Annotated in this window: 22 protein-coding genes; 6 read left to right on the top strand and 16 right to left on the bottom strand. The window is 33.0% G+C overall.

Going from position 1 to position 22090, the window contains the following annotated elements; all coding sequences use genetic code 11:
- Positions 1-22: 22 nt before the first annotated feature.
- The 4 genes from ACFFGA_RS07770 to tilS form a co-directional block, all read right to left on the bottom strand.
- Positions 23-982: a YheT family hydrolase gene (locus ACFFGA_RS07770; protein ID WP_386062079.1), complete on the bottom strand. Its 960-nt coding sequence runs from the start codon at positions 980-982 to the stop codon at positions 23-25.
- Between the two features lie 143 nt (positions 983-1125).
- Complete coding sequence (locus ACFFGA_RS07775; RefSeq protein ID WP_386062082.1) at positions 1126-3012, bottom strand: CocE/NonD family hydrolase; 1887 nt, start codon at positions 3010-3012, stop codon at positions 1126-1128.
- A gap of 114 nt (positions 3013-3126) precedes the next feature.
- Positions 3127-4755 (bottom strand): adenine deaminase, encoded by a 1629-nt coding sequence (gene ade / locus ACFFGA_RS07780; RefSeq protein ID WP_386062085.1) that lies wholly within the window; start codon positions 4753-4755, stop codon positions 3127-3129.
- A gap of 43 nt (positions 4756-4798) precedes the next feature.
- Positions 4799-6133 carry a tRNA lysidine(34) synthetase TilS gene (tilS, locus tag ACFFGA_RS07785; protein WP_386062088.1) on the bottom strand — a complete coding sequence of 445 codons (1335 nt, stop codon included), beginning with the start codon at positions 6131-6133 and terminating at the stop codon, positions 4799-4801.
- 99 nt (positions 6134-6232) lie between these two features.
- Between tilS and ACFFGA_RS07790 the strand changes: the two genes are divergently transcribed.
- Positions 6233-6922 carry a hypothetical protein gene (locus tag ACFFGA_RS07790; protein ID WP_386062091.1) on the top strand — a complete coding sequence of 230 codons (690 nt, stop codon included), beginning with the start codon at positions 6233-6235 and terminating at the stop codon, positions 6920-6922.
- Between the two features lie 203 nt (positions 6923-7125).
- Here the strand turns inward: ACFFGA_RS07790 and ACFFGA_RS07795 are convergent, their stop codons facing one another.
- The gene (locus tag ACFFGA_RS07795; RefSeq protein ID WP_386062094.1) at positions 7126-8421 is read right to left on the bottom strand and encodes an anthranilate synthase component I family protein; all 1296 of its coding nucleotides are present in this window, start codon (positions 8419-8421) and stop codon (positions 7126-7128) included.
- 115 nt (positions 8422-8536) lie between these two features.
- Here ACFFGA_RS07795 and ACFFGA_RS07800 point away from each other — a divergent pair, with 115 nt between their 5' ends.
- Positions 8537-9889 (top strand): DEAD/DEAH box helicase, encoded by a 1353-nt coding sequence (locus tag ACFFGA_RS07800; RefSeq protein ID WP_386062096.1) that lies wholly within the window; start codon positions 8537-8539, stop codon positions 9887-9889.
- A 92-nt stretch (positions 9890-9981) separates the two neighbouring features.
- Here the strand turns inward: ACFFGA_RS07800 and ACFFGA_RS07805 are convergent, their stop codons facing one another.
- The 6 genes from ACFFGA_RS07805 to ACFFGA_RS07830 form a co-directional block, all read right to left on the bottom strand.
- Entirely contained in the window at positions 9982-10815 is an 834-nt protein-coding gene (locus tag ACFFGA_RS07805) for a mechanosensitive ion channel family protein (RefSeq protein WP_386062099.1), read from the bottom strand.
- Positions 10816-10849: 34 nt separating this feature from the next.
- The gene (locus tag ACFFGA_RS07810; protein ID WP_386062102.1) at positions 10850-11023 is read right to left on the bottom strand and encodes a hypothetical protein; all 174 of its coding nucleotides are present in this window, start codon (positions 11021-11023) and stop codon (positions 10850-10852) included.
- Positions 11007-11594, bottom strand: coding sequence for an RNA polymerase sigma factor (locus ACFFGA_RS07815; RefSeq protein ID WP_386062105.1), 588 nt, complete (start codon positions 11592-11594; stop codon positions 11007-11009). The genes ACFFGA_RS07810 and ACFFGA_RS07815 overlap by 17 nt, the downstream gene beginning before the upstream one ends.
- Before the next feature lie 195 nt (positions 11595-11789).
- Positions 11790-12197 carry a DUF2721 domain-containing protein gene (locus ACFFGA_RS07820; RefSeq protein ID WP_386062108.1) on the bottom strand — a complete coding sequence of 136 codons (408 nt, stop codon included), beginning with the start codon at positions 12195-12197 and terminating at the stop codon, positions 11790-11792.
- 94 nt (positions 12198-12291) lie between these two features.
- Positions 12292-13518: an alpha/beta hydrolase-fold protein gene (locus ACFFGA_RS07825; protein ID WP_386062111.1), complete on the bottom strand. Its 1227-nt coding sequence runs from the start codon at positions 13516-13518 to the stop codon at positions 12292-12294.
- 25 nt (positions 13519-13543) lie between these two features.
- Positions 13544-13960 (bottom strand): MotA/TolQ/ExbB proton channel family protein, encoded by a 417-nt coding sequence (locus tag ACFFGA_RS07830; protein WP_386062114.1) that lies wholly within the window; start codon positions 13958-13960, stop codon positions 13544-13546.
- 190 nt (positions 13961-14150) lie between these two features.
- Here ACFFGA_RS07830 and ACFFGA_RS07835 point away from each other — a divergent pair, with 190 nt between their 5' ends.
- The 3 genes from ACFFGA_RS07835 to ACFFGA_RS07845 all read left to right on the top strand — a co-directional run bounded on the left by ACFFGA_RS07835 (position 14151) and on the right by ACFFGA_RS07845 (position 16587).
- Positions 14151-15221, top strand: a complete 1071-nt coding sequence (locus tag ACFFGA_RS07835) for a sensor histidine kinase (protein ID WP_386062118.1) — start codon at positions 14151-14153, stop codon at positions 15219-15221.
- The gene (locus ACFFGA_RS07840; protein ID WP_386062121.1) at positions 15214-15924 is read left to right on the top strand and encodes a LytR/AlgR family response regulator transcription factor; all 711 of its coding nucleotides are present in this window, start codon (positions 15214-15216) and stop codon (positions 15922-15924) included. Before ACFFGA_RS07835 ends, ACFFGA_RS07840 begins: the two co-directional genes overlap by 8 nt.
- 72 nt (positions 15925-15996) lie before the next feature.
- A complete protein-coding gene (locus tag ACFFGA_RS07845; RefSeq protein ID WP_386062124.1) occupies positions 15997-16587 on the top strand; it encodes a hypothetical protein in 591 nt (196 codons plus the stop codon).
- Positions 16588-16683: 96 nt separating this feature from the next.
- On the opposite strand, the gene lpdA is transcribed toward ACFFGA_RS07845, so the two are convergent.
- The 5 genes from lpdA to ACFFGA_RS07870 form a co-directional block, all read right to left on the bottom strand.
- Complete coding sequence (lpdA, locus tag ACFFGA_RS07850) at positions 16684-18084, bottom strand: dihydrolipoyl dehydrogenase (RefSeq protein WP_386062127.1); 1401 nt, start codon at positions 18082-18084, stop codon at positions 16684-16686.
- Between the two features lie 7 nt (positions 18085-18091).
- Positions 18092-18646, bottom strand: a complete 555-nt coding sequence (locus ACFFGA_RS07855; protein WP_386062130.1) for a porin family protein — start codon at positions 18644-18646, stop codon at positions 18092-18094.
- A gap of 83 nt (positions 18647-18729) precedes the next feature.
- Entirely contained in the window at positions 18730-19587 is an 858-nt protein-coding gene (locus ACFFGA_RS07860) for a hypothetical protein (protein ID WP_386062132.1), read from the bottom strand.
- Between the two features lie 6 nt (positions 19588-19593).
- Positions 19594-20136, bottom strand: a complete 543-nt coding sequence (locus ACFFGA_RS07865; protein ID WP_386062135.1) for a hypothetical protein — start codon at positions 20134-20136, stop codon at positions 19594-19596.
- A gap of 136 nt (positions 20137-20272) precedes the next feature.
- Positions 20273-20731: an Lrp/AsnC family transcriptional regulator gene (locus ACFFGA_RS07870; RefSeq protein ID WP_386062138.1), complete on the bottom strand. Its 459-nt coding sequence runs from the start codon at positions 20729-20731 to the stop codon at positions 20273-20275.
- A 158-nt stretch (positions 20732-20889) separates the two neighbouring features.
- Here ACFFGA_RS07870 and ACFFGA_RS07875 point away from each other — a divergent pair, with 158 nt between their 5' ends.
- Positions 20890-22089: an aminotransferase class I/II-fold pyridoxal phosphate-dependent enzyme gene (locus tag ACFFGA_RS07875; protein WP_386062140.1), complete on the top strand. Its 1200-nt coding sequence runs from the start codon at positions 20890-20892 to the stop codon at positions 22087-22089.
- Position 22090 lies beyond the last annotated feature (1 nt).

Below are 22090 nucleotides of genomic sequence, written 5' to 3' on the forward strand. Positions count from 1 at the left end.
AGTAAGATTCAAAGCTAAGTAATTATATTTCTTTAACAAATCCCAAAGCCCTCCACTCATTATAATAAACATTCCGTTTATCGATAAATCCTACATGACCACCATATTTTGGCATTTCTAAATAGAGATTTGGATTTTCTTTTGCCATTTTTACTGGATAGCATGTAGCAGAAAGAAACGAATCGTTAAGAGCATTAATAATTAGTGATGGCACTTTAATATTTGGTAAAAACTGCAAACAACTCGCTTTCTCATAATAGTCTAAGGCATTCTTAAATCCATGCGCTTTTGCAGTATATACATCATCAAAATCAATTAAAGTTTTAATGGATTTAAAATCTGTAACTGGAATATTATCAGGAAATTGAATCAATTTAGGTTTCAGTTTATCTTTTAAATGATTTAAAAACCGAATTGCATAATGTTTGTTCTTTAAACTCAATAATTCATCGCAAGAGCCTTTTAAATCACAAGGTGTAGAAATGGCAATTACGGCTTTAATTTCCTTTGGAACGTCATTACGTTCACCAACATATTTTAAAGCCATATTAGCTCCTAAGCTTATACCTTTGATATAGATGTCGTCATAAGTATCTTTAGATAAAATATGATTAACCACAGCTTCTAAATCTTCTGTAGCACCAGAATGATAACTTCGATACAACAAATTGGGCTCACCACTACAACCTCTAAAATTTACAGCACAAGCATCAATCCCGTTTTGATTGAATAGTTTTGCAGTTCCTGTAATGTATGGTCGCTGCGCATTACCTTCTAATCCGTGAAGCAGAATAATAACTTTGTTTGACTTTTGCTCCGCATAGCTCCAATCCAAATCCAAAAAATCGCTATCTGGTAAAGTGATACGTTCCCTTGTCTGCTCAACTCCTTTAACTCGTCTTGCCAAACCCGAAAATACGGTTGACGTAAAACTTTTCTTTGCCCAAAATGGTGGTTTGTAAGTCGATTCTATTATTGGCATAAATTAAAAGCCCCTTTAATTCCCTAGAGGGAAACTGGAAATATATAATTATTGTTATTTTGAACTTTACGCATTAAAAACTATTATGCCTACATTCTTACACTTTGCGTCTCTGCGTCTTTGCGAGAGATACTTTGCTATAATTAATCCTTCAAAACACTAAACTCAATAGACGAATCATTAAACACCTTATGCGTCTGTGTTTTAAAATCGGTTTCCTTTGCTTCAAAAATATTAGCCACATAGGTTTGAGGATTGGCATCTATATACGGAAAGAAAGTACTCTGAACTTGAACCTGAATTTTATGTCCTTTCTTAAACGTATGGAATACATCTTGCAACTTTAAATTAACAGCTGTTTTCTTGTTAGGCACAAATGGTTCAGGGTTTGTCATGCTATTTCTAAATCGACCACGCAACACTTCACTACGTACCATCATGTGATAATTACTCAATTTTAAATGATCTTGAACATCGTCTGTATTTTCAGTATCTGCTGGAAAAACATCAATTACTTTTACAATCCAGTCAGCTTCTGTGCCTGTTGTAGATACGTTTAGTTTTGCTAAAATATCTCCAGCAAGCGTTATATCATTCTCTAAAACTTCAGTTTCAAAGGTTAATACATCTGGTCGTCTTGATGCAAAACGCTGATCGTCTGTCATGAATTTTCTTGGTGTAAAACCTACTTTGATATCTTCAGTATATGGCACTGGTTTCTTTGGATCACTAATAAAATCTGAAGTCGCAATCATTCTATTGGCACGTTGCGTTAAGCGCTCGTAAGGTTGAAGAAAATAACTTTCTTTAGTTATGTTTTGAGGTGGCCAAGTTTTAAAAGATTCCCATTGTTTTGTGCCAGTATTGAACATGTGTGCTTCTGCTAAACCTGTTTCACCTGTGGCTTCACCTTTAAGGAAATGGTTGAAGAATTTGGTTTCGATATTTTTTTGAAAATAATCTGAAATACTGTCTCCAAAATGGATATTTCCTATTACTTGTCTATCATTATCTCTTGCCCAATCTCCATGACTCCAAGGTCCAAATACAACAGTGTTATAGTTTTTGCTGTTTTCTTCAATACTTTTATACGTATTAAAAGGGCCGTACAAATCTTCGGCATCAAAAAAGCCTCCAACGACCATTGTCGCTGGTTTTATATCTTTTAAATGTTGAATTATACCTCTACTCTGCCAAAATTCATCATAAGTGACATGTGTTTTTAATTGCTCCATAAACACGTTGGTACTATCGTAAAACTTGTCTAACTTACTCAGTGGCATATGATCCAAAAAGAATTGATGCTGATCTTCTGTACCAATATCTGGAAACTCGTACCAAGCTTCTGTAGTTGGAGTATCTTTCATATAACCAAATACCGAAGTTGCGCGCCAATAACTCAATAAATAGGCTCCATTATGAATAAAATCATCAAAAAAGAAATCACCAATACATGCTTGTGGAGACACAGCTTTTAGTGCAGGATGCGCATCTAAAAGTGAATACGTAGCATAGAAACCAGGATATGAAATGCCATAAGTTCCCACATTACCGTTATTATTTTCTACATTATTGACGAGCCATTCAATAGTATCGTATGTATCACTGGCTTCATCGGTTTGCGTTCCAGTTTTATTAGGAATGTAAGCGCGCATATTATCGTAAACTCCTTCACTATTCCAACGACCACGCACATCTTGATAGACCATAATATTCCCTTCTTCCATAAGGTATTTGTTTGGTCCCAACTTGGCTCTAAATCCACTATCTCCATAAGGTCTGCAACTGTATGGTGTACGCATCATTAAAATAGGATAGGTTTTAGTTATATCCTTTGGCGAATAGATAGTAGTATGTAATTTAATGCCATCTCGCATGGCAATCATAACCTCTTTTTTTGTGTAGTTATCTTTTGCAAAGGTGTTTTCGCTATCTACTATTTCTGGAGATTCAATAGCCTGATGTTCAGTTTCTTTACAACTCGAAAGCGTAAATACGACTAATACAATTAGGAAAAATTTCTTTATCATAATGTGGTTGGATTTTGAAAAGTTTAAAGATAGTTAGATTGTTAGACTTTTTTGATGGTTAGAAATCTAAATAATGAAAAATAATATTCATTTTAGGTGACTATAGAAGTTTTTTCAAGAAGCACCAACTACCACATCCGAAAACTCAAACTTACCACCATCAAACAAGCCTTTATCACTCAATTTCAAAGAAGGAATAACCAACAATGCCATAAACGATAAACTCATATATGGAGCATGAAGTTTACTACCTAAATCTTTTGCCATTTTATCTAATTGGGAATATTGCTTGCCAATTGTTTCTGCATTTTGATCGCTCATAATACCTGCTATAGGCAAAGCAACTACCTTTTCTTCTGAATTGGAAACAGCACAAATGCCACCTTCATTTTCAATGAGTAGATTTACAGCTTTACAAATAGCTTCATCAGATACTCCAACAACAATGATATTATGCGAATCGTGACCAACAGAACTTGCAATGGCACCTTCCTGTAGTCCGTAGTTTTTTATGAATGCTATTGCTGGTTTATCATTTTGATAACGATTAACGACAGCTATTTTAAGCACATCTGTTTTGGTGTTAGAGACTAAATTACCGTCGATAATAGTTGAGTTTTCAATAATTTCATTAGTCACTAACTCTCCATCCAAACATTCAATCACTCGGATTTGCTTTGAATTTGATTCGAATCTAAAATCTGCAACTTCTTTTTTTGTTGTATTGAAATTATTCAGGTTTTGAAATTCAACATGCTTTATTTTTGAAACTCCGTTATCGTAAACCAATTCACCATTGATATAGGTTTGAAGCGTTTTAAAGCCTTTTAAATCTTCAACTATAATACAATCAGCAATAGCACCAACATTCAGTAATCCAACATCGAGATTATAATGCTTTACAGGATTGACACAAGCCGCTTGAAGTACTTTAAATACATCAATACCTTTGGCAACTGCACTTGCACACAATTGATTGATATGCCCTAACAACAGGTCATCAGGATGCTTATCGTCGCTACAGAACATCATGTTATTATAATGCTCATCTAACAAACCGATTAAAGCTTCAAAATTCTTGGCAGCACTACCCTCTCGGATAATAACCTTCATCCCTTTTTGAAGTTTTTCCAAACCTTCTTCGTAGGTAAAACATTCGTGATCAGTTGAAATTCCGGCAGCAATATACTTGGTTAAATCATCTCCTCGTAAGCCTGGAGCGTGTCCATCAATGGGTTTGTTGAAATGTTTTGCCCAATCGAGTTTTTTCAGAACTTCTTCATCATCATAAATAACTCCTGGATAATTCATCATTTCAGCCAAATACTTAATATCTGGATTTGCCATTAAGCTTTTAATGTCTTCCGAATCTATAACTGCTCCTGCAGACTCAAAACTTGTGGCAGGCACACAACTTGGTGCTCCAAAATTGAATTTAAAGGGTGTTTGCTTACCATTGTCAATCATAAATTCTACGCCTGCAACTCCAAGTACGTTAGCAATCTCATGTGGATCTGAAACTGTAGAAACTGTTCCGTGCTTAACCGCAATTTTAGCGAACTCACTTGGCACCAACATTGAGCTTTCAATATGAATATGCGCATCTACAAAACCTGATAATATGTAATGGTTTTCTTCGCAGTGCTTTTCTTCGATGGATTTAATCTTACCGTTTTCAATGGTGATTTCTCCTTTAAAGATTTTGCGGTTTTGTATGTCTACAATGTTTCCCTTTAGTTTCAAATTTATATCTATTAAGTGGGCTTCGACTGCGCTCAGCCTGGCATTACTTTTTTAATTTAACTTTTAAAATTCGCTTTGTTTGCTCTGTAACTTTAAAGCGTTCATCAGCTCTCATACCAACTACCCAAACAATGTCGTTATTTGAGGTTAACAGCCAAGTATTTTCTTTTTCTACTAACGATAGCTTTTCGTCTTTTAAATATTTGCTAATCTTCTTTTTTCCTTTCATTCCTGAAGGACAGAAGACATCACCTGCTTTCCAAAGTCTTAATTCTAATGGAAAATTTAGTTTATCCCTGTCAAGATAGATTGTACTACTGGTATTAATTTTAATCGCATCAGCTTCATCAAAAAACAAAATACCCAAAGGTGTTTCTATTGATTTATCGGATTTTTTAATTATGAGAGACTCTTCACTTTGCTCTGAATGACATAAATCAGTTAAAATTAAATACTCACGATGTTTTATTAAGCGATGTGTACTAGAAAACACTTGTTTACCAGATTGCGCGTCAAGTAAATCAACAACGTCATTCCACTCCGTAAAACCATAATCTTTGAATACCTCAAATAAATAGGCTTTAGGATTACTTAACTTTTTGAATTTTGAAATTTTAAACGTTACACCGTTTTTATCAATAGATTTAGTGGCTTTTTTTTCGATTCTTACTAAGCTGTCATCAACTATATCTGCAGTATCGTTTAAGTTTTCTAATGTCGTTTTAAAACTATCTAAAAGGTTTGGGTTTATTTCTTTTAGAATCGGAATAACCTCGTGACGCAATTTGTTTCTCAAATACTTGCGCGACGAATTACTACTATCTTCTCTCCAATTGATATTGTTTGCTTTAGCATAAGCTTCAATTATTTCTCTAGAGAATGGCAATAATGGTCGTGCTATATTAGCATTTATTTCTGGAATTCCCGTTAAACCATTTAATCCTGTTCCACGAGTAAAATTGATTAAAAACGTTTCAAGATTATCATCTGCGTGATGTGCTGTGAGGATATAATCGAATTGTAATTGTTTTGCCAGTTCCGCAAACCAATCGTAACGCAACTCTCGCGCTGCCATTTGGATGGAACGCTTATTTTTATCTGCATAATCTTGTGTGTCGAAATTCTGAACAAAAACCTCTACATCTAACTCTTCGCCTAACTCAAGTACAAAGTCTTCATCTGCATTGCTTTCTTCTCCACGCAGGTTAAAATTGCAATGTGCCAAAGCAAAATTTAGGTTTAACGCTTTGCAGAGATGTGCTAAAACTACGCTATCCACACCTCCTGAAATAGCAATAATAATCCTGCTTTCCTTAAGAAATCCAAAGTGTATATCGATATGTTTTCTAAACTGTTTTAGCATATGGTAAAGATACATTATTGAGCCACTTAAACAATTCCAATACTTTGATGACTAAAATCTAGCAAATCACGTTCTTTTTCGTTAACTTTAAAGGGATGATATAATTTATGGCTTATGAGTGCTTTAAAAGAATTAATATCGAAATCTGCGCGAACTGCATTTGACAAAAAACTACTTTCTGCGCTGCAATATTTACACCCTTATGTAAAACACCGTATCTATATTGCTGAAACCATTGGCATTTTACCAAAAAATATGTTTTCATCTAACGACATTATAGACGAAAGCATCATTAACCTGTATAGCAAGGGCTTTAATGTAGATTCTGAAGCTTCTGCCATAAAGTTGGAGCTTTTTAAAATGGTGGATCTTTACATGAATGTTTTATTTAAAAACGAAGCTTACCACAAAAACACTATTAGTACAGATACTATATTAAAAGATGAGTTGTCTAAACTTGAAGAAGATTACACCGTTGATGCGGACTGGGATTTTATTTTAAACACAGAACTTAGTGATATATCGTACCACCAAGACAACAAAGAACATCTGTATTTGTATGCAGATAAGGAAACCTCAATTTTAAAGGCTTTTGAGGTTAAAAACTTATCTGCATCACCATCACCAAAGGTATTTAGTCAGTTTTATAATTGGTTGCCTTTTAATGTGTCTAATATTGTGGATTTATACATTTTTGGAAAGCTGGATTTTGCATCTATTGCCAAAATAAAAAGGATAGAACAAAAGCGTGTAGAAATGATTTTTGATAAGGTAAAGTTGACTTTTCGCAGACATATTGAGTGATGGTTTAACTTTATGTTTGAAGATCAGAGTTATTCGCCCTAAGTCAAAGAGAGACGCAGAGTTGCATGTGTAACTATTACACAAAGCTACACAGAGAAGGCACGAAGATACGTGGAGAATTACTGCTAAATGATTATCACTAAGTTAGGTCATAATAATACTAGAAAAACTCAAAAAGAAACATTGACAACTGAGACTGACAACTAGTTTTCCAAAACCTCACGCATAGCTTTAGCCTTAATCAAACATTCTTCGTATTCCTTTAGAGGGTCGCTTTTAGCTGTAATGGCACCTCCAACAGAATAAGAAACATATTGTTTGGTTTCATTATAAAGAATACTTCTAATAATCACATTAAAATCAAAATCTCCGTTTGGTGTAAAATACCCAACGGAACCCGAATATAAGCCACGTTTTGTTTCTTCTAAATCTTCAATGATTTTCATTGCTGAGATTTTTGGTGCTCCCGTCATGCTTCCCATTGGAAATGTTGTTTTTATAATATCTACAGGATGTGTTGCCTTGCCAACCTCAGAAGAAATCGTTGAAATCATTTGATGCACCTGCAAAAAGGAATAAACTTTACACAATTCCTCAACCTTAACACTCCCCTTTATAGCTGTATGTGACAAATCGTTACGCACCAAATCGACAATCATAATGTTTTCGCTACGTTCTTTTTCATCATTTGATAATTCAGCTTTTAGCTTATCGTCTTCTTCTTTATTGGAAGAACGCTTTGCGGTTCCTTTTATAGGTTGCGAAATCACTTTTAAGCCCTCTTTTTTGATATAGCGTTCTGGTGATGCCGATAATAAAAATTTGTCTTCAACTTTTAAAAATGTAGCAAATGGTGGTTGAGAAATTTTATTAAGCTTTTTAAAGGTTTCTAAAGGATTAATTTCACTGTCTTCTGCATAAAATTCCTGACAAAAATTAGCTTCGTAAATGTCTCCGCGTTGAATATGCGCAAGCATTTTATTTACTTTTTCAAAGTACTCATCTTTATGGATTCTAAGTTTTATTTTAATATTGTTTTCATAAGTACTTCGACTGCGTTCAGCACAACCACTTTCAATAGTGTTTAAGTCAGCTTCAATGTCATCATCTACCATTTTTAAATATTTAATTTCAACTTTGTCACCTTTGAAAAGAAAGAGTTTTTTGGGTTGAAAAAAATACAAATCTGGAAACTCCAATCCATCAAAGTTTTGAGAGCTTAATGACTCTGTCGTGTTCTTTAGGTCGTATGTAAGGTAACCAAAAATCCAATCGTTAGTTGCGGATTGATACTCTTTTAATTGCTCAAAAGCATCAAAATAATCCGTTTTAAGAGAAGTAAAAGCATCTACTGCCAAAACCGCATCGTAGTTATTATATAGATCACTGTGGTTGTTAGAATCCAACCAAATAACGTCGTCAAACTGCTGGCTCCAAAGCAACAGGTTTTGCTTAAACTTACTAGGATGATGTATTGGGTGAATGACAGTTGTTCTCAATAGAAAAATAATTAGTGCAATTTACCGAAATTTAAACTCGAAATAAAATTGAATACATTTTTAAACAAAACCTTTCTCGCTAGGAAAATGTATCTTTGCCACCTAAAATCATATTGTGACTTTTCAAGATTTAAATTTAAACACACCTTTATATAACGCTTTAGACGATTTGGGTTTTGTAACTCCGACGCCTATACAAGCGGAATCCTTTAGTGTTGTAGCTTCAGGCAAAGATGTTGTTGGCATCGCACAAACAGGTACTGGTAAGACACTTGCCTATATGTTGCCTATTTTGCGAAACCTAAAATATTCTAGACAAGATAACCCAAGGGTTTTAGTTTTAGTACCTACTAGAGAACTGGTTGTGCAAGTGGTTAGTGAGATTGAAAAATTCTCGAAATACATTAACAATCGTGTATTAGGCGTTTATGGTGGCACTAACATAAACACGCAAAAACAAGCTGTCGCTCAAGGACAAGATATTATTGTGGCTACTCCAGGACGTTTGTATGATTTGGCAGTGAGTAGAGTGTTGCAATTAAAATCCATACAAAAATTGGTTATTGACGAAGTTGATGTTATGCTAGACTTAGGTTTTAGACATCAACTACTCAATATTTTTGATATCCTACCAGAGCGTCGCCAAAACATTATGTTTTCTGCTACAATGACTAAAGATGTGGACGACTTGATTACGGATTTCTTTATTAACCCTTCAAAAATTTCGATTGCGGTTTCTGGTACGCCATTAGAAAACATAAAGCAAGTACGTTATGACGTTCCTAACTTTTATACTAAAGTCAATTTATTAGAACATTTACTTCAGGATAAAGATGAATTTTCTAGGGTTTTAATTTTTGTAGCTTATAAAAGAATGGCTGACCGTTTGTTCGATAAGTTAGAAGAGTTATTCCCTAACGAAACCTGTGTTATTCACTCCAACAAAACACAAAATTATCGTCTAAGAAGTATAGAACAGTTTAGAGAAGGCGAAAACAGACTTTTAGTAGCTACGGATGTTATGGCTCGTGGGTTGGATATTGACGATGTATCTCATGTTATAAATTTTGACACTCCTGATTATCCTGAAAATTATATGCATAGAATTGGTAGAACTGGTCGTGCAGAAAAAGAAGGTTACACAATTCTATTTTCTACTGAAAAAGAACAAGAAGCAAGAGAACGGCTTGAGGAGCTTATGCAAATGTCCATTGAAACATTAGAACTTCCTCAAGATATAGACATCTCTACAGAGCTCATAGAAGAAGAACGTCCGCAACTTCAGGAAAGATATAATCCTATAAAAAGAAGAGATGAAGATGCTCCAGGACCTGCTTTTCATGAAAAAAAGGATAAAAACAAGAAAGAAAACCTTGGTGGTTCTTACCGACGTGAAATAGCAAAAAAATATAAAAAGCCTAAAACCAGAGGAGACAAAAACTACAACCGAAGAAACAAGAAAAAATAAAAAAAGCCTCTTCAATTTAGTTGAAGAGACTTTTGTACTTCAAGTACGCAGGATCACATTTTATTATAATAATAAAATCTATAACCCTAACCTTATAGTTGATCCTGCATTTGTACTTGATTTTCTACTAAGTCGTTAATAGGCACTATTAGTTTTCCTTTTTTATTTTTTAGTACCACTGAAATATTTTCTACAGATTCTATAGTGAATTCTTCATTATTAAACGTAATTGCTTGCCCTACTTCAAAAGTCTTACGTGCATAAAATGTTTTAAGCAATTTACCCACAACTTCTCTTGCTCCTAAACCAAAAGCAATGGCAAACGCTAAAAGAAAAGCAGCAATAATCATATTAATATTGTTGGTAATAATCTCTGTATCTATACCTGCTTGGTTTAATGCAGTTATTGAAATGAAGGTAAGTAGTAAGAAAAATATAATTTGACTAATTATTTTCCCACCTGATAAGTCCATGGATTCAAATAGAGATTTAAGTCCGTTTTTTACAAAATTCGCAAATAACAAACCGACAATAAACACAATTAACGCAGCAAATAATTTTGGCAAGTATGATATTAAATCACTAATCTGCTTGGTAATAATATCTAATCCCATAATATCAGATGCTGTAACAAACAGTATGAGATACATAAGATATTTAACTACTTTAGAAACAACTTTTACAGTATCGAAGTTAAGCTTCTTCCCCTCCACCAATTCAATATCATTAAGCTTATCATCTAGCTTATTGGCTTTTGCTAATTTTAAAATCTTCTTTATAAGCTTTACAATTAGTTTTGTAATGATCCATCCAATTACTAAAACTATGATTGCGCCAATGATATTTGGAAATATTTTTGTTATCTCTAGCCAAATATTTTTTAGAGAGCTCATTGCTACTTCTGAAAATTCACTCACTTTTTCCATACTTATTAATTTTAATGTTAGGGTTTATTAAGTATTACTTCTTTCTATTTTTGCTTACAGTTTCTATTACATGACCTAAGTTATATGAAAACAGTTCAGCTAACTCCATAAGCAACTTAGCTACTGCAATATCGTGCATAACTTTGCTCTTGAGTTCCTTAGGAACTTCTTGGAGTGGCTGGTTTATTTGCTTAAATGGATTCTCCATCTTTCATATAATTATCGTACTTATGTACGAGTTTTTCTTTTGCTCTTTTTAGACGCATTTTTACTGCGCTCTCGCCAATATCTAAAGCTTCAGATAACTCTTTAATAGATAAATTATCTTCATACTTTAATAGTAATATCATTTTTTCATCTGGTGAAATTAATTCCATTACTTTTTTCAACTTCTCTACTCTCATACTTGCAAACTCACGAGTTGAGTCTACATCTTCACCTATATTTTCAATACTGTCTGAACTTACTGATTTTTTTTCAATCTTCTTTGCTGTGTTTCTGGTTACATAATTTACACAATGGTTGTATGTAAATGCATATAACCATGTAGAAAATTTTGAACGTCCTTTAAAACTTCCCAGCTTAACAAAGACTCTTAAAAAAACATCTTGAGTTAAATCTTTGGCTTCATCCACACCATTGGCAAATCCATAGCACTTATTGTAAACCATCGACGCATATCTATCGTATAGCACCTCGAACAACAAAGTGTCGTTGGTTTTTACGATAGCTTCTACTAGCGCTTCATCGGTTAGGCTATGAACAGCGTCTTGTGTCAAGAGTTTTTTTAATCGGTTTTTAGTTAGTTGTTATAGTGTAAGACACTACTTTTAAATATAAGTCACATTTTTTTGTAATTTTTCTTACAAAAAAAATCATGTATAAATAATAAATGCCGGAGGATGTAAAATAAGATATCACAAACAGCTTAACATCAATTTATTACAATATCAAAAATTATTTTGACTATCTTACTATTTTACCTTTAAATAATCTTCTATATCTCTAAGATGATGCTGTAAAGCTTTAGCTGAAATTTGGATTTCTATAATTAATAAAGCCAAAGACATAATAAGAAGGAGTAATGCCACACCAAATATCCAAACTGCAACAATATGCTGATTAATGTATATTAAGAACATAGTCAATACACAGAGCAATAAACTTGTTATTCCAAATATCTGCATCCATCGCGTTAAATCGAGGCGCAATTTTAAATTTTTAATTTGACGAATTAATGAATCTTCTTGTTTCTCTAAGTATTTCTCACTTAAGTTTCTAATTACCGCTGCATAAGCTAAAAATCTATTGGTATATGCTAGCATTATTAAAGAAATTGCAGAAAACAATAAAGCTGGTGTGGTTAGTGTTAATTGTTCCATATTGTTATTTCCACAAAATTAAAGAATTAAAAGTTGAGGCAGAAAAAAAGCGAACTTTTTCAAGTTCGCTTTTTGATATAATTATCAGTGAATATTAATCTAGCAATTCATTTATCCTATTTTTATAATCCACATTTTCACTGATTTCAAACGCTTTTTGAAGATTAATTATAGCATTCTTTTTATCGTTTTGGCTTATATAAAATTCTGCCATAGAATTATAAGCATTTTCACTTTTAGGATAATACTTGATAGCTTGTTCAAAGTACATTTTCGATTTTTCAATTTGTTGCATATCCATGTTCATATGTCCTGACATATCTAAAAGAAACTCAGGATATGGAGGAACTTTATAGCCATAATGTTTAAAGAGTTTAGCTTCTCGGTGTTTTATAATCTTCAACAATTCCTCAATTGAAGTTTCTGGGTTATTGATGGCATCTGTATTTTCCATTTGATACCATTGAAAAAGTGCTAGTAAGCCATCTTTTATTGACGATTGTGAAATAGTACCATGTAAATCATTAGGGTAAAATTGCCATTTATAAAATAGATTACTTTTGGAGTTCTTTACTGTATTTGAAAATTTAATATTAGAACGTGCAAAAAGCGTAAAGTCAGATGTGTCTTGCATAACATTGTCAATGGTAACATCTTTGTTTTGCATATGTAGCTGTCCGCTTAAAGACATATACAAAGCTTTATTGGATAGTTTTACTTTCTTTAAAACAGAATCCGCTTGCTTGATAAGTTTTTGATTATCCCAATCTAAACTTGGGTCAATACTAATATAATTAGCAAATAAATCTGGCTCATTAATTAAAGTATTAATGGCAAACAATCCACCAAACGAATGACCTATTAAAGTTCTATAATTGGTTGCTCTGTATTTTTCCTCTATATGAGGAATTAGTTCTTGTTTTATAAATTTCAAGAAGCTTTCTGCACCACCATTTTCTATATTAAAGGGTCTTCCATACCTTGTATTAATCTTAGAAGGTGTTAAATCCCTAGTTCTATTTATTTTATTAAAAATACCAATCACTATCATTTCTGGCATAAATCCTCCACTATAAAAATTAAGAACATTCACTACAGTTGGTAAAAACACTTCTCCATCTAGCACGTAAACAACAGGGAATTTCTCGTCAGAGTTTGCCATATAACTTTCAGGCAACTCTACATAAACCTCTCTAAACTCCTTTAACTCCTCTGAATAGATACTATCTGTTTTACCTACTTGCAATAAATAGTGGTCTGATTGTGCATTAATTACCTGTTGAAAAATTATGCCAATGATAAAGTATAGTATAAATTTCATCTTGCTGATATCTGTATTAATATGATTATTTCGTCTTATCGGCATTTAAACACCAACGCAGGATTAATATACCAATTCTCGCCACAACAAAGGTAAAGAGTCCGAATGTTGCTGTTAATAATGAAACCTTAAGACCACCTGCAAATATCGAAGGATCTGGATCTCCCATTGCTTCAACAGAATCGAAAGCTGTTATTAAACCGATGACAGAACCTAAAAATCCTATAACTAATCCTAGCAAGCTAGAATCAACGGTTAATTTTAACATTTTTTCGGCTCGGATGGCATTTCCTTTAAAACTCATAAATCCTCTTACTAAAAAGAAAACAGAAAGCAATAAACAGATTAAAATAAGCGACATAAATAAAGGGCCGCCTTCGTAAAATCTGTCCACAAATTGTAGTGGTATTATTGAAATATTTGAAATTACTAGTTCGTTCATAATTGATGATTTTAATTAAACATACTCCAAACCTAAACTTTTAAAGCGTCGAATATCTTAAAATGCGATAGATTACCAATTTAATAAGCGATTAAACAAAATGCTAAAACCATAGCTAAACCTGTCATTCGTCTACAAACTCACAAATCACTCTAAAAATATAGTATTATTGTATGTAAAAGTTTGCTAAATGCTAAAAACAGACTTCGTATTAAAAAAAATAGGGCAAGGCCTACTCCATCTTATATTTTGGTGTGGTGTGTTACTGTTCTATACCTATTTTTTTGGAGTTGGTAGTAACAATTTTAACGACACCTTAGTATATTCATTGTTCTTAATGCCTATAACTATTTCGCTCACGTATGTTTCTATTTATAAATTGATTCCAGATTATCTTATTACCAAACGGTATTTTCATTTTATTCTTTACAGTTGTTATACACTAATTATCTCTACCTATTTGGTGATGGTTTCTATCTTTTTTAGCCTTATATACATTTCAAATTTTGAATACAGTAGCATGAATCCAGTTACAAAAAACATCCTTTTTGTAATGACAGGAATCTACCTTGTTACCTTTGTTGTAAGTGCTTTTAAACTCATGAAACTTAATATTGATGCTTCCAAAAAAACAAAAACACTAGAAACTAAAATCTTAGAAACACAACTAAAATTAAAAGAGCAAGAATTAAAGTATTTAAAAATGCAAATTCATCCGCATTTCTTATTCAATACCCTAAACACAATGTATGGTTTTGCATTAAAAAAAGCAGATGAAACACCAGAAATGATTTTAAAACTCTCTAATCTGTTGGATTATTTACTTTATCAAGCTGATAAGCCTTTTGTAAATTTAAATGACGAAATTAACCACATAGAGGATTACATAAGCTTAGAAAAAATGCGCTTTAATGACACCTTAAATGTTTCATTTACTAAAAATTTAGATTCAGAATCTATAGAAATTGCTCCTATGTTATTTATTCCTTTTATAGAGAACAGTTTTAAACATGGTGTCATAAAAAATGGGATTTTAAATATTGATATTTCTATTGAAACACACGCCAATACTATTCTATTCCAGATAAAAAATAACAGTACCAAAGATTCTAATTACAAAAACGGCATTGGGTTAGAGAATACAGAAAAACGTCTAAAACTACTCTATCCTAACCAGCATCAACTCACTATAAAACACGATGAAAATGAGTTTAGAGTCGCATTAAATTTAAACCCAAAATCTGCACTAGAAAATGGATAAAGTTGTGTCTTGCATTATTGTTGATGATGAAGCTATTGCTCGTGAAATAATTACTTCGCATTTAGCAAAAATTGAAAATATAGAAATCGTTGCACAGTGTAAAAATGCTATTGAAGCCTTTAATTACATAAGCAACAATACTATAGATTTGGTGTTTTTGGATATTAATATGCCCGAAATTTCCGGAATTGCATTTGCTAAGTCTATTAACAAAAACATTAAAGTTATTTTTACCACAGCCTATAGAGACTATGCTGTTGAAGGTTTTGATTTGCAAGCGGTAGATTATCTTTTAAAACCAATTGCTTTTGAGCGTTTACTAAAAGCTGTAAATCGCTTTTTTGAAGTTAATGCGCAATCTGAAAGCCTTAAAAATGAATCTACAGAAACAAATAACTTCATTTTTGTGCGTTCTAATCGTAAAATGCTAAAAGTAGATTTTGATGCCATTATTTATATTGAAAGCTTTAGTGATTATATTAAAATTCACCTCAATGATACCGTTATTGTTACAAGAGAAACGATCAGTGCAATTGAGGCAAAATTGCCCAAAAATGATTTTTTAAGAATCCACAGATCTTATATTATATGTTTATCTAAAATTCAATCATTTACTAATGAGCATATTACAGTTAATCGAATAGCTCTGCCCATTAGTCGAAGTTATAAGAAAGATGTTTTGAAACGTCTCGAAAAATTTTAACTTTATATAAATAAAAGCCCAAATCTGACGTTATATTATAATAGTCACAGGCTATTTGTTATAAACCGCTTAATGAGTACTAACCTACATAATACCATTCCTAATCTCAAACCTTTTGATTACGAGAGCCATCATGATTCACATCTCATAAATCAGCAATGGGTTTTGGTCAATGGTATCTCAAAAAAGAAATCGGTTTACACCTTTAGAGAGGACAACATCCTTGAAATTGAAAGAAAAGACACTACCATTAAAACGTCGTGGACTATAAATATTAAAAACATATTTTCTATTGAAACTGAAGATGGCCTAATTACAGTTAAGGCTTATTTTAAGGATGATGATATCCTTGTACTTAATCATCAGGATAAGGAAGATTTTGCACTTTATATTAATACCACGCATTACGAAAATGAATTAAACTCTATTGAAGACATACAAAACTACCTTAAGGAAAAGTATCAAAAAAAGGTAAGTAATATCATATATGAGCACGAATTCTATTACATAGAAAAATCTAAAGAATTTGGTCCTTTTACTGTTGAAGAACTCACTGAAAAAGTAAACAATGAAGAAATTAGCGCGTATTGTTTTGTACGCGATGTAAATGAAGATGATTATTCAAAACGTTTACGAATAGAAGATTTAATACAAGAATTATAAAATAAAAAAAAGCGAACATTAACTGTTCGCTTTTTTTTTGTTTCTGAAACAACTTCAGAATAACAATACTATATAAGAACCTGAAGTGCATTCAGGTTAAACATGCAAAGCTCTGTCATCTGTTGCAGCTAAAGCCGCTTCCTTAACAGCTTCCGCAAATGTTGGGTGTGCATGAGAGTATCTCGAAATATCTTCCGCAGAGGCTCTAAATTCCATAGCAGCAACTGCTTCTGCGATTAAATCGGCACAACGTGCACCAATCATGTGTACACCAAGAACTTCGTCTGTAGTTTTATCTGCTAAGATTTTTACAAACCCATCAATATCTCCACTTGCTCTGGCTCTTCCTAATGCTCTAAAAGGAAACTGACCTACCTTGTATGCTGTACCAGCTTCTTTTAACTCCTCTTCTGTTTTTCCTACTGCAGCAACTTCTGGCCATGTGTAAACTACTCCTGGAATTAAGTTATAATCTATATGTGGTTTTTGACCTGCTAAGGTTTCAGCTACAAAAACACCTTCTTCTTCAGCTTTATGTGCTAACATAGCGCCTTTAATAACATCACCAATAGCATAAATGTTAGAAACAGATGTTTGTAAATGTTCATTGACCTCTACTTGTCCTCTATCGTTAAGCTTTACTCCTGCAGCCTCAGCGTTCAATCCATCCGTATATGGACGACGACCAACTGAAACCAAACAATAATCACCTTTAAATTCTACAACCTCACCTTTTTTGTTTTCAGCCTTTACAATGACCTCTTTTCCTTTACGCTCAACAGACTGTACTTTATGAGACACCATCATGTTACACTTTGCCTTCTTAAATACTTTATTAAGTTCTTTAGACAAACCTGCATCCATTGTTGGTAAGATTCTATCCATATACTCTATAACCGTAACTTCTGAACCTAAACGACGATACACTTGCCCTAACTCTAAACCAATAACACCACCTCCAATAATGATTAAATGTTTAGGAATTTCTTTGAGTTTTAAGGCTTCAGTAGATGTTATAATTCGTTCTTTATCTATTGTAATAAACGGCAAATTTGAAGGCTTTGACCCAGTTGCGATAATGCTATGCTTAGCTTCTATTTCACCAGAATCTTTTCCTTCAATCTTAATATGAGTTGCATCTTTAAATGAGCCTAAACCTTCGTAAACATCAATATTATTTTTCTTCATTAAGAAATCAATACCTCCTGTGGTTTGGTCAACAACTGCTTGCTTACGTGCAATCATCTTCTCTAAATTCACTTTGATTTCACCTGGTATTTCTATACCATGCTCTTCAAAATGCTTGGTTGCCTCTTCGTAATGATGCGAAGAACTTAACAAGGCCTTACTTGGAATACAACCTACATTTAGACATGTGCCACCAAGCGTAGAATATTTTTCAATAATAGCTGTTTTCATTCCTAATTGTGCACAGCGGATTGCCGCTACATATCCACCTGGACCAGAACCTATTATTGCTACATCGTATGATTTCATAATATTTTTAATTTATTTTAAATTGTAATGCGAATTGTAATGCTCTATTATAATTTTTTGTACTTACTGCTGTTACATCAGTTAAACCAAAGTAATATCTTAATGAAGTACTTACTTTGTCTGAAATTGCATAACTCACTCCTGCATTAACACCAAAATCCCTGTCGTAAAAAGCTGACTTTACATTTGCATCTGAGCCTGTTCCGTTTCTTGCAGTTACCAATATACCTACTTGTGGACCTGCATCAAAACTAAAGGATTTTGACACAAAATATTTTGCCATCACAGGTAAAGCCACATAATTTAAACGAACTTTTGGTGGTCCATCACCATTTTGCTTAAAACCATAAACTGTAAATAAAAGTTCTGGTTGAATTTTAACGTCCTTTGTTAATCGTATTTCCATAAAAAATCCTGCATGAAAATTGGTCATAGAAGATAAATTACTTGTACCATCACCAACTAAAGATGCAATATTTCCACCAACTTTAACACCTACTGAATGCTCTTGGGCATTTATACTTAGCCCAATTAGAAATACCAAATAAATGAGATGTCTCATATACTACTAACAAATGAGATACAAAAGTACGAATGTTTTTACGGTAAGCCAATAAAAAATAGTCTTGAAGTAGCAAAAGTCGTTTATACTTTTTTAGCTATTAGAGTGAGTTCTGGTTCATGAATAGTTAAAGATTCTACAACATCATTTTTTACCTGAAATGTTATATACACGGAAGAAATGCCATTGTACAAAAACTTGTTATCTCCAATAGGATAAAGACCACCACCAAACTCACCTAGCTTGCCTAACGCCAACATTTTGCGCATGTTTATTTTAACTGAAAATCCGTCCTTTTCACCATCACCATACTTATAGTCTCCTAGATACTTTGGCATTTCATCTTCATTAAACTTTTCATATACCTCACCATCGGCATTGCCAAGTGAAGTCAGGTAATCTATTAGTTTTTCAGAATTTAATATAGCTTCATTAGACATTTTATCCTTCATCCTTAAACCTGCTTTAGCATGTTGTAATAAACTAATCCCATGTGGCCCTTGAGTTTTTTGAATTCCTTCATTAGATTCTATCATAGCTTTAACAACATTGAAGTTACCAAGCATTGCAAATGTAAACATGGTTGGTCTAGCACCTTTACTTATGAGGTAATTTACAATATCTCTTCTGCCTACATGAGATGCTGCTCCTATGGCAGATTCCCAATCCCCAAAACTCCAATCCCAAGTTGCTCTGGCCAATTCCGGACGCTTATCTACCAAAGTTTTAACACGCTCAAAATCGAAGTGCGATTTACCAACCACTTCATTTACTATTTCATCATCAATGGATGGATATCTTGAGGGTAAATTTTTGTTTGGTTCTTTATAATCGACCAAATAATTGGCGTATGAAATACTTGGTATAGAAGCTGCAAGAATTCCGAATACAGAGCTCTTTATAACTGCTCGTCTTGATAGTGATGAATTATTATTTTTCATAATGGCTTATGTTTTTCGTTTCCAGATTAAAATCGATTCGTTTATCCAAGTTTGCGACTTTGGATCGTAATCGTGGCTTAAGGATTTCATGGTGTTACTGTCAGTAAACGTATGTGCGTCTTTATGTTTTAAATATTCACCTCCTGAATAGTAAAATGACATTTCACAATAACGCTCTGTTGCTGTCATTGTAGCTTCTCCACTCGCATAGTATAGTCCGTTCAATGAACGCTGAAAGTAAATGTTCTTCTTTTTGTCTGGAGCATAAAAATCAGTGAACTTCCAAAATATTATCGTGTCATTTTTGGTGTTGACACCTAAAATATCAGCATCAAGTCTCAATGGATCTGTAAGTGATGTTTTTAAAATAAAAACTTTAAAATCTTCGGGATTACTGGCATCGTACTTTGGGTTTTCTGCAACCCAAGTGCCTCCATTGTCTGAAATTGTTTTAAAAAATGCTTCGTGCTTAACCTGTATAGAATCTTTTGCTTGCGAAAAACCAACTGAACAAAAGACAAGAAAAGTGATTGGTAGTATTGATTTCATAATAGAAAATGCGAGTTAGACCTTCAATTTATAAATTTTACAAACTGAACACTATACAATTAGGATAGAATTAACGCCTTGTTAAAATTGATTACGTAGAAAAATCTATGTTTATAAATGAGTATATCTTTATGAGCTAAACTTCAATTGCTGTGGTATGCTTTACTTCATTAATCATAAACATACTATAGGTGCTACCAATATGGTCAATTTTTGTTAGTTTTTTAACCATAAACTCCCTAAACGCTTCCATATCTTCCACCAATACTTTAATAAGGTAATCATAATCGCCACTAATATGGTAGCATTCTAAAACCTCATTAAGTTTAGCGACTTCCCTTTCAAATTTCACAACATACTCTTGTGTATGTTGAACTAGCTTGATATTACAGAACGCTACAAAATCCTTATCTACATTCTTTTTATCAACTAAAGCAACATAACTGCTAATAACACCATTATTTTCTAGTTTTTTAATACGTTCATATACTGCAGTTACAGACAAACCCAAATGATGAGCTAGTGCTTTATTGGTTTGTTTACTGTCCGTTTGTAAAAGTTTTAGCAGTTTCTTGTCTATAGCATCAAAAGTCATAGTTATTTTTTTTCAGATAAAAATCAAATTTGAATAAAATTACAGATTATTAATCTACGATAAAACATTTTAATAGTTTAATTTTCTAAATAAATGAATATCACTTGACAATACATCTATATTTATTGACTTTTGGACATTAATTAAACTTAATAGTTATGGCTTTTAAACCTGCAAATAATATTCAAGATTTACAGTACTTCGGAGAATTCGGAGGTGTAAACCCATCAATTTCAGATTCATCTACCTATACATTTTTATCAGCAAAAACGATGTTCGATACGTTTGAAGGTAACGCAGATGGCTGTTATTTATATTCGCGTCATTCATCACCTTCAAATTTATATTTAGGTGAAGCATTGGCTGCGATGGAAGGCACGGAAACAGCAACAGTTACAGCTTCTGGAATGGGAGCTATTACTCCTGTTTTTCTTCAACTTTGTGATGCTGGAGAACACATTGTAAGCAGCAGAACAATTTATGGTGGCACTTATGCATTTTTAAAGAATTTTACACCACGTTTAGCCATCGACACTACCTTTGTGGATATTACCAAATTAGAAGTTGTAGAAGCTGCAATAACACCAAAAACAAAGATTTTGTATTGCGAGTCTGTAAGCAACCCTTTATTAGAAGTTGCAGATATTAAAGGTTTGGCTGCTTTAGCAAAAAAGCACAACTTAAAATTAGTTGTAGATAACACCTTTTCTCCATTATCAATTTCACCAATAAAACTTGGAGCTGATATTGTTGTTCATAGTTTAACTAAATTTATTAATGGTTCATCAGATACTGTTGGTGGTGTTGTTTGTGGTACGCAAGAATTTATCGATCAGCTAAGGAATGTTAATGATGGTGCTGCAATGTTACTAGGCTCTACGATGGATAGCTTGCGTTCTGCTTCGGTTTTAAAAAACTTGAGAACACTACATATAAGAATGCAACAGCACAGCCTAAATGCTACTTATTTAGCAGAAAAATTTGAAGCAGATGGCTTAAAAACTGTATATCCAGGCTTAGCATCTCATCCGTCTCATGATTTATTCAAATCTATGATGAATGAAAAATATGGTTTTGGAGGCATGCTAACCATAGATGTTGGCACATTAGATAAAGCCAATGCGCTTATGGAATTAATGCAAGAACGCAACCTTGGCTACTTAGCTGTAAGTTTAGGGTTTTACAAAACACTATTTAGTGCTCCTGGCAGTTCCACATCATCTGAAATACCAGAAGAAGAACAAGCCGAAATGGGATTAAGCGATGGGTTAATTCGTTTTTCTATTGGATTAGATGCAGATATTGAACGTACCTATGATATGATGAAGGCTTGTATGGTAGAATTGAATATTCTATAGT

Origin of the sequence: Winogradskyella pulchriflava (assembly GCF_042434315.1) — a bacterium.
Classification (GTDB): domain Bacteria; phylum Bacteroidota; class Bacteroidia; order Flavobacteriales; family Flavobacteriaceae; genus Winogradskyella; species Winogradskyella pulchriflava.